We start from the raw sequence: 13,144 nt of genomic DNA, 5'->3' as shown, positions 1-13,144 counted from the left end.
TCTAAGACTTTCTGGTATAGTTCACTTATCATTTTCGTTATTTAGGTCATATATAGTAAATATGACTTATCTTTTTTGGGAGTCTGTGTCTGTATTCCATGCTACATAAGCTTTTCAGCTTGCTTGTCCCCCTGTCAGCTTGCGAAAGATTAAACGGGGATGTTCTCGCGGTTGCAGGGGTTGGTGATTAGGGACAGGATTAGGCCACAAAGGGGAAATTGTGCCATTAACTTTGTTTTGTAGTCTTCTTCCCCCTAAAGTGCCTTGATAACTGCCGATAAGTTGGTCTTGGTGGGGGACAATTTCGATATTATAGATAGCTTCCCTGACTTCCGCTTGCCAAGGGTGAGTTTGAATGTTCATTTTCACCTGTAATCGCCAAGCATTGTCTAATTTAATCGTTTTTACCGTACCTTGGTGATCCACTTCTTTATTGAATTTGGGCGCGTATCCCCAGACCGAAGGCTGACAAACAGATCGATCGCAGCTTAGATCTAGGGTAATATCTTGATAAACGGGTTTATCTTGCCACAGTTTCCAAACGCCATGTTTCAGGTTTAAATGAAGGTTGCCGGTTAATAATTGCGGATCGATGGTTTCTTGACTAGGTGCGCTTGTACCACCTAGCAAAAGTAAGGGAATCGCCGCTAAAAAAGGAGATATTTTCATAGTAAACAAGCGAGGGGAAATATTAGGTATTCTAGGAAGAATAATTTCCAAATAAATTGGTAAAATCGGCTGATTTCGCTTTTATCTTCTAAATTTACTCCGCGACTACGCCACCAAAGAAGAAGAAGTAGGAGCAGATGGGCGACAATGGCCAGAGAAGAATTAATTCCCCTTATCCCCAAGAGACCGACGGCAATCATACCAGCATAACATAGAGAAATTGTCAATAAGGAAATTGTTAAGATTTTTTCTGGCCCGAGAAGGAGGGTAAAAGTGGTAATTTGGTAAATGCGATCGCCGTCCAGGTCTGGAACATCCTTGAAAATAGCGATCACAACGGTGAAAACAAGAACAAAAGCTGTTAAAACCCAGATCGAGGGATAGATAGACTGATTTTGATTGATAACTGTGTTGTAGTGGCGAAAAAGACCTAAATTAACGATGACACCCCGGACGGTAAAAATACAGAAGGCTGCCCAGAGGGGAAAGCGTTTTAAACGAACTGGTGGCAAGGAATAGGCAGTACCGATGAGTAAACTAATGCCTACGGTGATCAACAGCCAAAAACCACCGATAAAAGCCATTATAATTGCTAAAATACCGGTAAAACCTACGATCAACCGTCCTGTTAACCGAGAAAATTCGCCCTTGGCTAGGGGAAGCTGGGGTTTATTGATTTTATCGATGTCGATGTCTTCCAACTGATTTAAACCGACGATATAGACATTACCCGCAAGACAAGCGACCCAAGTGAGCAATAAAACCGACCAATGGCTAAAAAAATCGCTAATATTGCCTAGAGCAATTAAATAAAGACTTAAAACACTCAAAGAAGTGCCGATAATCGTATGGGGACGGGAAAATTGCCAGAGACTCCCTAACCAGCGGAGAAAGTTAGGCTGGGGATGGTTAACTGGAAGAAAAGGAGCTTGATTCATCAGACCTCTTGTAAAAATCAAAAATTGTCGTGGTTGGTGAGGGGTCGGTCGTCAGTAGTCGGTCGTCAGGAGAATTGGGAATGAATAAAAATCAATTAAATGGTCTATTTAGGGTTTGCTGAATAAATGTGAAATGTAGGCAAGGTAGAGGTTTTGTGGCTTTTCTCCCGAAACAGGTGCAAGATTCTGAGAGAATCGTGCTTCAAAACCTTGCGTCTTCATGGTTCCGCGTCCTGTAGGGGCGAAGCATTCGGACAATAACTTATCGGTGAAACCGTAGATTTTCTATCCGAATGCTTCGCCCGTACTTTTTCAGCAAACCCTATTTAGCGATTTTATGCCGCTTAATCCTTATTTTTGACGTTTTTAAGCCCTCAAAAATCAATTATGCCAGAGGTCGATCAAAAAAAATCAATCCTAGGGCAAGTAATCTGTTAAAATGATAGTCCAGACGCAAACCCTGTGGAGAGGTGGCAGAGTGGTTGAATGCGGCAGACTCGAAATCTGCTTTAGGGTCACACCTAACGTGGGTTCAAATCCCACCCTCTCCGTTGAACTGATAACTTAGTGCTGTCGTTAACGGTCTTAAGAGATATAGCGTTACTGTGGGTAGTTTCCGACTGGTGACTAGATTTAGACAACAAAAATCGACCCTGATTGTGAAGAGCAAAAGCCTTTCTAATCTCCTTAACTTCTTTACTTTTTCATGGCCAGGGTCAAACCATCACCAATAGGAATAATACTGATATTTACCCGTTCATCCTGCTGAATTTTGGCATTAAGTGAACGGATAATTTTGGTGCGATTATCGGTGCTATCGGCCGCCGCTACTCGTCCTGACCAAAAAACATTATCGATAGCGATAATTCCGCCCCTTCTGACCAATTGTAACGCCTGTTCGTAGTAGCGATCATAATTACTTTTATCGGCATCGATAAAGACAAAATCAAAACTATTACTTTCTCCCCCGGCGATTAATTGATCTAAAGTCTCCAGGGCCGGGGCAATTCTTAAATCGATTTTATCGGCGACACCGGCCTGCTGCCAATAACGGCGGGCTATACTGGTATATTCTTCGCTTAGATCACAGGCGATCAGCTGGCCTTGGGGGGGTAAAGCTAAGGCCACCACTAGAGAACTATAACCGGTAAAAACCCCTATTTCTAGGGTTTTTTTCGCCCCGATCGCCTGTACTAAAAAAGCCATAAACTGACCTTGTTCGGGGGCAATCTGCATGACTGCCAGGGGTTGAGAGGCAGTTTCTTGACGTAACTGAGCTAAAATCGGGGGTTCTCGCAGACAGATAGATTGATAATAGGAATAAAATTGTCGATCAAGTCCAAGAGTTTGATTAGCCATAAAAAAATTCCTAGTGAATGGGTTGATCGGGTAAAATTCTGGGTAATCTGAAGCCAGAGAGAGTGCATTGGTTGACCAAAAAGGAAGACTTGGCAGGAAGCAAATCATGATGAAACCCGACTCGGAGCATTTCTTTAACGAAGATCTCGAACAGTTGTTAGAGAGTTTAGAAGACAAAGACACCGACGGTGACGAGGCTCTAGACGAACTCAGCTTTTTATTTGAGCAGATTTCCCCTCCAGCGGCGAGGTATGGGGCTTCTCTTGACCAAAACCTGTCTTTCTTGCCCTTAGAACAGGAATTAGAGGAACTTTTTGGCGATAGCATCAATTGGGAAGAAGCCGCCACTAATGATCTTCATTCTACCCGTGGGACTGCTGCCAAGTCAGAAGCCGAAGATTGGGATGATCTGGAATCGCTGCTGCTAGAAAATGCAGCGGTTCGGGACTCAGAAGCAATTATAACCATCAGCAACCCGAATTTTTACGACAGCCTCGAAGACTTAGAAGCTTTTCTGGAACAACCCACTCCACCGGCGCAATCGCCACTGCCAGACATCTTTGAATCCCTAGAGGTCATCCTCTGGGAATCCACAGCAGGGGAGCCGCTGGCCGCGGTGGAATCTCTCCAAGGGTTAGAATCACTGGAAATTGTCCCAGAAAGCTCCCCAGAGGATGAATTCAAGGATTTAGAAAAACTCCTCGAAGAAACCAATCAGGTGATGGCAGCAAATCCGGCGGCCAGTTTCAGTCCACCGGTCGGGTTAAATAACCTGCGTCCCCTTGTCGGTAAAGCTTTTGAACAGACGACGCGGGTACCGATCAAACAATTGGATAACCTCAGCAATCTGATCGGGGAACTGGTGGTTAAACGCAATCGCCTTGAACAGGAACAGGATCGCCTGCGTCTCTTTTTAGATAATTTGCTTAACCAAGTCCAAAATCTCAGCGATGTGGGCAGTCGGATGCAGGATCTCTATGAAAGAAGCCTCCTAGAAGGGGCTTTACTGGCTAGTGGCAATGCTGGCGGTGCCATCGGTTACGGTAGAGTTAAGGGAGAAAATCAGGGCAATTCGGCTATGACCGGGCAACTAGATGCCCTAGAGATCGACCGTTTTACCGATTTCCACTTATTATCCCAAGAGATGATCGAATTGATCGTGCGAGTGCGAGAATCGGCCTCTGATATTCAATATGTCGTCGATGAAACCGATCAGGTGACGCGCAGTCTGCGACAGGCTACCACCCAACTACAGGAAGGGATGACCAAATCGCGCATGGTTCCCTTTAGTCAAACTGCCGATCATCTACCCCGGGCAATTCACGATATTTCCCTGAAACTGCACAAGCAAGCCAAATTAAAAGTGGAAGGGGGGGGTGTTCTCATCGATCAGATGATCCTTGAACATCTCAATAGTCCCATGATCCATCTGGTCAACAATGCGATCACCCACGGCATTGAATCACCCCAAGAACGCATGGCCAAAGGCAAACCCGCCCTCGGTACGATCTCTGTCCGGGCATTCCTACAGGGGAATCAAACCGTGATCACCGTTAGTGATGATGGGGCTGGTATTGATGCTAATCGGGTTAAACTTAAGGCGATCGAGAAAGGCCTGATCAGCGATAGGGAAGCTCAAAACCTCAGTCCCCAAGAAGTCTATGAAATTCTTTTTCATCCCGGTTTTAGTACCAAAGATCAGGCCGATGATTTTGCCGGTCGTGGGGTGGGTTTAGATGTGGTGCGAACCAGTTTAATCGATGTGCGCGGGACCGTTACTATTGACTCGGTACTGGGCAAAGGAAGCACTTTTACGATCCGTTTACCCCTAACCCTGAGTATCTGTAAGGCCCTCTGTTGTGTTAGTAATCATGCGCGCATCGGTTTCTCCATGGACGGAGTGGAAGATATGAAGGATTTCCGGGCCAGGGATATCCAAATAGATGGGCAGGGACGGCCCTGCGTTTTCTGGCAAAATACTTTACTACCTTTCCAACCCCTGAGCGAGTTGCTTTCCTACAATCGACAACTTAGTCGCGGTAGTTTTTACACCGGCAAGCAGCAGGAAGACTCTTTTTCGATCGTCATCCTGCGCTGTGGCAATAATCTCCTCGCGGTACAGGTGGATCAAGTGATCGGTGAACTGGAAATCGTCATCAAACAGATCGAAGGACCGATTCCGAAAACGGCTGGGATTGCTGGGGCGACGGTTTTAGGCGATGGTACGGTGATGCCCGTCGGCGATGTGTTAGAGTTAATCGACATCGCCAGGGGTCGTCTGCGTATCGATAACGGTGGTCTTTGGCGCCAACCTGCCCCCCCCGTGGAGGTGGAAACTGACCAAAAATCCGAGGCTATGGTTCTGATTGTCGATGATTCGATTACTGTTCGGGAATTGCTCTCTTTAAGCTTTAGTAAAGCTGGTTATCGTGTGGAACAGGCCCGGGATGGTCAAGAAGCTTGGGAAAAATTACGCGGCGGTTTGCCCTGTGATATCGTTTTCTGCGATATCGAGATGCCCCGCATGAATGGCCTAGAATTACTGTCTAATTTGCAAAAAGACCCCCGATTGGCGGCGATTCCTGTGGCTTTGTTGACTTCCCGAGGATCGGAACGTCATCGCCAGGTGGCGGCAAAATTAGGAGCCCGTGGCTATTTTACCAAACCCTACACGGAAAGAGATTTACTCTCGGCAGCCGAAAGAATGATTGCGGGGGAAGCGTTACTAGCTAATAGCATTAAAGCGACTCCTAATCAGCTTTCATCCTCCGATACAACATTAATTGATAGTAATCACCCTAATTTTTGGACATAATCGAGTCCTCTGATCTTGATTGTCGATGATTCGGTAATGGTGCGGGAAATGTTAGCGGTTTCTTTGGTTAAAGCTGGTTATCGCATCGAACAGGCCCGGGACGGTTTAGAAGCATGGGAAAAATTACGGGACAGATTAGCTTGTGATCTGATTCTCGGCGATATCGAAATGCTTCGCCTGAATGGGTTAGAATTGCTCTCTCGTCTGCAAGAGGATGAACAACTTCAGGGGATACCAGTGGCAATGATTACCTCGCGCGGGGCGCGAAAAATGCAGCATCTCGCCGCCGCTAAAGGAGCAAAAGGTTATTTTGTCAAGGCCTATATTGAGGATGTTTTACTGTCGGCAGCCCAACGTTTAATCGCTGGTGAAGTATTAATCCAAAAAGAAAGTCCCGCGGATTAGCTGAGGTTAACTTGCTAATTTGAATTGGGTTTCTGGAAAATCATTAAATGTTGTTGGGGCAAAGTCTCGATGATTTCTTCTGGCAGTAAACCGACAGCGGCCATTTCTTTTTCTACCTGTCTGCGGGTCATTTTATGAAGGGACTTGATGGGAATCAGAGGATTTTCACGACGGTATTCTACTAATACCACCCTACCATCGGGTTTTAAGGATTTGACCAGATTTTCCATCATCTCGCGGGGACAGGAAAACTCGTGATAAGCATCGACCATTAAAGCTAAATCGAGCGCATTTATAGGCAATTTAGGATCGGTTTCTGTGGCGAGAATTGTGGTGACATTCTTAACTTGATTTTCCTCGGCTAAAAAATCAATTGCCCCTAGCATTTCCGGTTGCACATCGACAGCGAAAACTTGTTCTACTAAATTCGCCATAGGAAAACTAAAATAACCTGTCCCCGCGCCGATATCTGCTACTATATCTGTGGGTTTTAAATCTAGTGCCGTGATCAGATCATCGGGTTTTTCTGTGAAACGGCGACTAGGACGTTCTAACCATAACATTTCTTGGTGTCCCATGACTTTAGCGATTTCCCGTCCTAGATAAAATTTACCGATACCATCGCGACTATGAAGCGATCGAATCTGATAATATTCCTCTGGCACTAAAACTGAAGCATCGTAGGTAAAATTTAATAATCCGAAACTACAGCAAAGCAGTATTAGGCAGGTGACGATAATAATAGTTCTTTTGATCATCATGAGAAACCCAGTGGCGTATCATTGAAATTAGCTGCAGATCATTGTACCAAGACATCTTAACAGAAACACCTATAGCGGTTTTCCCAGAAGTGAGTCCCGATTGAAACCTCTATCTATCAAAGTATTTACTATACCTCATTAGACTGAAAACCGTTATAATCAATCTATAATAAATCGCATATGCGTATCGATTAAAGGTCTTCGTCACCCGATTCAGCAAGAGATGATGGTTAACTGGCACTTACGAGCAAGGATAAAAACCGTTTTTCCCAACCAGTCTATCCTCTTTTGATTATCTTGACAGTTATCTTAATAGTGAGGTACGAAGTCTCTGGTTTTAGGGAACGGCAGAACTGCGGAACAGTAGCTGTTCGTCCAGAGATGATGCCAAATACCGTCATACTTCATCTTTATGAGAAACGCTCTAATCAGGGTGAGGGTTTTTGCTTGTTGTCGCCACTGCTTGTCAATTTACTTTACAATTCTGGTAGTTTTTGATAACATCTTGGTAAAATGTTCGTGGTTTTCTCCCAGCTAGGGGACGGCTTATATCAAGGATTATCCTAGTGTAAGCAATCTTCTCGGATTTCCAGAAAACATCGCCGATTAACCTGAAATTTATGGGCATCTTAGATGAGCAATCTTGGTGGAAGTGATTTTGTATTTTTTAAACATTTTAACCTCACAAAAATCTTTTGTCTTGAGGAAGCCATCTTGACCTACTATCCTAAAACCAGAAAGAAAATAATCAAATAAATAACCGCAATGAATCAAGAGAAAAATCGGTAAACTGGAAAAAACTGTTATCATTTACCATCCTTCAATACAATAATTAGTCTGTTTAATTCCATGCCAAAAACTGAGCCAATCCAAGTCATTATATCGAAATTTAAAGATACTACTCTCTGGTTACTATTTTCCCTATCGGCAATCGTCCTGCTCTGGAAATTAGGACAGAGGAGTTTAGAAGATTGGGATGAAGCCATATATGCACAAATTTCTAAAGAGATTGTAGAAAATGGTGACTGGATAACTCTACATTACGGATATGTGCCTTGGTTTCATAAACCCCCCCTATTTATGTGGTCAACCGCTGCTTTTTTTCAATTATTTGGGGTTGACGAATTTTGGGCAAGAGCGGCTTCGGCTTTATCAGGAGTCGCCTTAATTGCTATTATCTATTTGATTGGTAAAAAAGTTTATGGATATTGGGCAGGAGTTTTTGCCTCGTTGATTTTGTTGGCAAGTTATCAATTTGTCAATTCTGCTCGGTTTGGTACCACCGATATGATGCTGACATTCTTTCTATTTCTATCACTTTACGGTTATCTTCATCTTCGCCAAGGCAATCAAAAATGGTGGTATTTTATTGGTACTGCTTGTGCCTTAGCTTTTATGGTTAAAGGTTTTGCTGCCATTGTTGCACCAGCTGCCATTATGATAACGCTATTAATTGAAAGGCAGTTATTAACTACTTTTAAATCGAAACATTTTTGGCTAAGTATTGTCTTGGCTACCTTGATAATTCTTCCCTGGCATTTAACAGTGCTACTACAGCATGGACAGGCTTTTTTGGGGAAATACTTAGGTTATCATGTGATTGAACGGGCAACCCGCCCTCTCGAGGGAAACAGTGGAGACTTTCTCTCATATTTCCGAACAGTTATTCGATTCTTTTTTCCTTGGGTTTATCTAATTCCTTTTGCATTTATCGTCAGCGCAAAAGATACTTTAAAACCCCATAGTTCGTCGAGAATTCTAATGGTTTTTTTTCTGGTGGTTTTTGGTCTATATAGTTTGGTATCAACCAAATTAAGCTGGTATATTCTTCCCCTTTATCCGATTTTTGCAATTTTTATCGGTTATTTATTTCAAAAGGCACAAGCTTGTTCTACTGCTCGTTCGTGGATATTGATTAGTATCGCAACTGTAGCTTTAGTTATTTTCCCTTTAACGCCGCTAAAAATTGTTGGTATTATCAGTCCTTCAGTTAAACAGATAGTAGCAGTTTTTTGTTTTGTGATCGTAGCAACTCTACTCGTTCTCATTTTACTGAAAAGGCTTACTCCTAGGTCGGCGACTATTTTACTATTTGCAGTTTTTGTCTTTTCTGGAATCAGAGAAGTTAGAGGACTTTATACTGCAAGAGTAACCCCCCTATCTGCCTTAGCACAAGTGGCAGAGCAAGAGGATTTTAATAAGAAAAATCCCTTAATAATTGCTAAGTTATCTGCTGATCTTAATCATCCCAGTGCTTTATTTTATAGTAATAGACCGATTTGGTGGGTGAGGAGTGCCGAAGAACTTAAAACTGCCGTCAATAGCGATAAAAATCATGAAATTATTATGAGTAAAGAAGATTTTGAGAATTTATCTTCCGACTATAAAATTCAAGTATTATCCGAAAAAGCTAGTCTAGTTTATGCTAAAATTTATCCTAAGAAATTTCCTGAAATAAATAAGTAAAAAATCTATTTTATAGATAATAATTTATTTAATTCTGTAGCTTGAGATTGCTAAAATACAGGATTAGATAATGAGGAAAAATTTTAAAATCTTCTGCCTGCCTGATCATGAATATACTTGTTAGTCTTGCTCGATTACATAGAAAACAACTTAGTTTCGCCCTTCTGGTGTTTTTGATTATAGGTAGCACTTGGTTAGCTTTCTTATTCGCTCCAGAAAGAACAAATGATGGTCTTGTTCATTTATTTTGGAATAGTTTTTGGGCAGAGCAAGTTAAGTCTGGAGATTTATTCCCAAAATGGTATGCTCAAGGCTATGGAGGCTACGGAAATGCTGCATTTTTATTCTATCCTCCTCTTTTAAGATATGTAGCTTTTCCCTATCATTTGCTCGGATTTTCTCCAGTTGTTGCCCTAAGATTTACGGTGCTAACTATTTTGCTGATCAATATAATTAGTGCCTCAACTCTAGCAATGTATTTATTTAAAAGAAAGAGCATAGGTTACTATCAACTAATTATTATTTTAGCAATTAATCCTTACCTATTTTACTGTTTATTTTGGCGCGGAGCATTAGCAGAATGTTTAGCCATTGCTTTAATGCCTTTTTTTATTGTCGCTCTCTTAAAAGTATCCAATGTAATTACTTTCGCCAATGGTTTAGCACTAACAATCACAACTTCTTTGATAGCACTAGCTCATCTACCTAGTCTGATTATTATATTTTTTCTGTTTGGTATTTATTCGCTAATTATCCTGTTTAAAAATAGAAATTTTCGGGATTTTGGCTGGCGGATTCTCTTTTTTATCATCGGCATAATTGTTTCTTTTCCTTACCTAATTCCTGCGGTTTTTAATTTAAAGGAAATTCGTCAACCGATAGGAACTTCCCTGGGTGATTGGGTGGCTTTTGGTAATAACTTTTATCAAAATCGACATACTTTTATAATTAGTCTCATTTTCAGCATCTATCTAATTATCTATATCTTAAGTATTCGATCAGTTTGGCAGAGAAGAAACAAGTTAGAAAAATTTGATTTTGATCCGGTTGCTCTCATAGTTTTATCGGGCCTGAGTATATTGATGATTTCACCTCTTTCTTTACCCCTCTACAAAATCATTTTTCCCTTGCAAAAAATCCAGTTTCCCTTTCGCTTTATTGCCGTGGCAGCGGGCCTAGTTTCTACTTTGGCAATTCTCTCTATTTCTGTGAATTTTAAACAGTTCAAAAAACGCCTTTTAGTCAGCTTGTTAGTCATTGCTAGTTTGTCTATTCCCCATTACCTTTTATTATCAAGTATCCTAACTCCTGTTTACCAAGATTCCCTGGCCAAAGAACAACTCAATAACTTAATTAATGCCAGAATTAAACAGCCATCTTATCAATCCCAAAGAATAGCAACGGCAAATTTTTTACCAGTAGAACCAATTAAAGTCGGAGGTAAAGGATTTAATCTAGCGGCTGGTCTCTTAATTGTTCCAGATGTAGTAGATTATCTTCCAGCTGCCCTCAGTGAGAAAACACCTTTCTGGAAATTTCAAGGTAATACCGTTTCTCCTGCTCAAGGTTATCAAGACCATTATGTTCGCAATGGTGACGGTCAATTAGCTATGGTCAAAGCTTCTTTATATAATCGTATTTGGGATTGCGAAATCGTTTCAGATACTCAGGTTGATCTGGGAATTACTTATTTTAGTCGCTGGCACTTTGAAACTAATCCCAAAGGAATGATTAGCAGTCAGGGAATCTCTCAGGACGGCTTATTTACTCTGCAATTAAAACCGGGAAAATACCAACTAATTGCTCAATATCGTGCTTAACTAAAGGGAAAAAAATAAATTCCCCGTCCGGGACAGGGAAAACATCTATCTTGATCAACAAAACAATTAATCCAAAAATCCCATTAAAGTTTCGGGATCATCGATTTCATTGGAAGCAACGGGACGATTACCCATGACTGTATAGGTTTCGCTAATGTGCAGATGACTGAGAGCGATCGGACGATTGCCAGAAATCGCTAGAGTGCTACTGACTTCCATACCGCTAGAGCCGACAGGACGCAATCCACCGACGGAAGAATAGGTACTAACAATTTTCAGATGGCTAACTTCCACGGGACGGCCTCCGGGTAACATTTCATCTTCCGTGAAGTGAAGATGGCTAGTACCAACAGGACGATTTTCGGGTAAGCGATGTTCAGGTTGATAGAATTTTAACGCTTTGGAAGCCGATTCAGCGTTGTTTTTCACCGAAAGGGCGACCACTTCTTTATCTTTGGCGGTTTTAGCCGTAGTAGCTTTACCGCGTGTGCTGGTCTTTTCTTCTGTGGTTGCTGGGGTTTGAGTCCCGTTCGTTTCTAGATTTTCCACCGTCATAACCTGATACTCCTTTCCGTTAATAGCTTCGGGGAAACGATAAGATTTAAGTTTAGGGTATTCTCGAAGACTTTTAATCTTTTTTTAAAATCCTCTCTAATATTAAGATACATCTTTCTTTCCCAAAACCCTATAAGTGTTGGTAATTTGATTGTTGACACTCCCCGCCGTAAAACGGACGGGGATTCTTGGTTCAACGACAGGGCTTAAAAATCTAAAGGAAGTGTAACCTTCACCGTTCGGCTGAGCTCACGGCCGAAGCCCTAGGACCCAATATCCCATCTAAAGATGCCAATATCGAGCCAGTGGCAATAGACCCCTAGCGGCCTTATCTCCCCAAGCGTAGATTATACTATGCGGGTATGCCCTATCCTACAGTTTGATTTTTCAAGGTTATGGGTGCTAGTTTTCGGTACTCGTTAGAGTCCATGGGTTTTTTAAGAGGTTATTCGCACCTCTGTGCAAGGAAGCCCAACCACTAGCATGAGCGTCCGTGTGTTTTTTATACCGCTTACGAGCGGTTTAACTTAAAGGAGGGTGCTTTTAGTCCGCCGATATTGTAGTCTATTTACAACACAATGTCAAGACCTAATATCTTACAAGTGAGACTTTCTGACGAAGAACTAGAAAAACTAAAACGGTATGCTCAACAAAAACAAATTTCTGCTGCCGAAGTTGTCAGGGATTGGATTAAAAATCAACAGTAATCAAGCAGCCCTAAAAGGGGCGGGGTTTTCAACCCAAATTTCCGATAATTTATCTCAAATGTCGGGGTGAATATCCTCGCGCTTAGTGACGGGATAAAACCCCGACTAATATAAAACAGGGAAGCACGATTAAAAATAAGTGTCCAGTCTCCTGACAAAATCTGGAATAACTTCTTCTTTTAAGGGTCTTGACCTACTTAGGCCAAATAGCTACTATAGCAGTTTTCATCAGAATGAGGTATGGGCAAGGGGCTTAAACCCCTTGTTGGCAAAACTTGTCGATACCTCAGTAACGTCAAAAGCACTATATATTCGTCCATTGATTGAAAACGCTGGCGCTCATTTAATTTTTCTTCCACCTTATTCTCCTGATTTTTCTCCTCTTGAAAATTGTTGGTCTAAAATTAAGCAAATTTTGAAAACATTGGAACCTCGCAACTATTCAGAACTCAGGCAAGCAGTTTGTGGTGCTTTAAGCGCAATTACCCTTAAAGATATTCATGGCTGGTTCCTGAGAGGGGGACAAGCGAGCTAGAAGGTAGATAGGGCAAGCGATATCGCTCTTTGTCCTTTGATGTAATCCTTCAACCGATAGCGGCTAATTTGCATTAGCTCTTCTATATTTTTTTGGAACATTTGATGTAGCCCG

The 13,144-nt window shown here is 42.0% G+C and carries 8 protein-coding genes, 1 tRNA gene and 2 pseudogenes; 6 read left to right on the top strand and 5 right to left on the bottom strand.

From position 1 onward, the window contains the following. Window positions 1–114: 114 nt before the first annotated feature. Entirely contained in the window at window positions 115–669 is a 555-nt protein-coding gene (locus tag IM473_RS09420; RefSeq protein ID WP_287657302.1) for a hypothetical protein, read from the bottom strand. Beyond that, window positions 666–1,607: a homogentisate phytyltransferase gene (locus tag IM473_RS09415; protein WP_287657301.1), complete on the bottom strand. Its 942-nt coding sequence runs from the start codon at window positions 1,605–1,607 to the stop codon at window positions 666–668. Before IM473_RS09415 ends, IM473_RS09420 begins: the two co-directional genes overlap by 4 nt. Window positions 1,608–2,071: 464 nt before the next feature. Between IM473_RS09415 and IM473_RS09410 the strand changes: the two genes are divergently transcribed. Further along, window positions 2,072–2,158 (top strand) — tRNA-Ser (locus tag IM473_RS09410). 145 nt (window positions 2,159–2,303) lie between these two features. On the opposite strand, the gene IM473_RS09405 is transcribed toward IM473_RS09410, so the two are convergent. Further along, window positions 2,304–2,966, bottom strand: coding sequence for a class I SAM-dependent methyltransferase (locus IM473_RS09405; RefSeq protein WP_287657300.1), 663 nt, complete (start codon window positions 2,964–2,966; stop codon window positions 2,304–2,306). A 106-nt stretch (window positions 2,967–3,072) separates the two neighbouring features. On the opposite strand from IM473_RS09405, the pseudogene IM473_RS09400 reads away from it, so the two are divergent. Beyond that, window positions 3,073–6,186: pseudogene (locus IM473_RS09400) on the top strand (hybrid sensor histidine kinase/response regulator). A 14-nt stretch (window positions 6,187–6,200) separates the two neighbouring features. Here the strand turns inward: IM473_RS09400 and IM473_RS09395 are convergent. Further along, window positions 6,201–6,944: a class I SAM-dependent methyltransferase gene (locus tag IM473_RS09395; protein WP_502845927.1), complete on the bottom strand. Its 744-nt coding sequence runs from the start codon at window positions 6,942–6,944 to the stop codon at window positions 6,201–6,203. A gap of 852 nt (window positions 6,945–7,796) precedes the next feature. On the opposite strand from IM473_RS09395, the gene IM473_RS09390 reads away from it, so the two are divergent. Further along, window positions 7,797–9,413 (top strand): ArnT family glycosyltransferase, encoded by a 1,617-nt coding sequence (locus IM473_RS09390; protein WP_287657296.1) that lies wholly within the window; start codon window positions 7,797–7,799, stop codon window positions 9,411–9,413. Between the two features lie 107 nt (window positions 9,414–9,520). After that, on the top strand, window positions 9,521–11,233 hold the full coding sequence (locus IM473_RS09385) for a putative glycosyltransferase family protein (protein ID WP_287657295.1): 1,713 nt from the start codon (window positions 9,521–9,523) through the stop codon (window positions 11,231–11,233). 66 nt (window positions 11,234–11,299) lie between these two features. Here IM473_RS09385 and IM473_RS09380 read toward each other — a convergent pair whose 3' ends face one another. After that, the gene (locus tag IM473_RS09380) at window positions 11,300–11,788 is read right to left on the bottom strand and encodes a hypothetical protein (protein WP_287657294.1); all 489 of its coding nucleotides are present in this window, start codon (window positions 11,786–11,788) and stop codon (window positions 11,300–11,302) included. A gap of 578 nt (window positions 11,789–12,366) precedes the next feature. Between IM473_RS09380 and IM473_RS09375 the strand changes: the two genes are divergently transcribed. Both IM473_RS09375 and IM473_RS09370 read left to right on the top strand, forming a co-directional pair. Beyond that, entirely contained in the window at window positions 12,367–12,495 is a 129-nt protein-coding gene (locus tag IM473_RS09375) for a YlcI/YnfO family protein (protein WP_287657292.1), read from the top strand. 313 nt (window positions 12,496–12,808) lie between these two features. Further along, window positions 12,809–12,908 (top strand): annotated as a pseudogene (locus tag IM473_RS09370) (transposase); the annotation flags it as partial. Between the last annotated feature and the right edge of the window lie 236 nt (window positions 12,909–13,144).

Source organism: Microcystis sp. M015S2 (genome assembly GCF_020245945.1).
GTDB lineage: Bacteria > Cyanobacteriota > Cyanobacteriia > Cyanobacteriales > Microcystaceae > Microcystis.
This window is presented reverse-complemented; position numbering and strand designations above follow the sequence as displayed.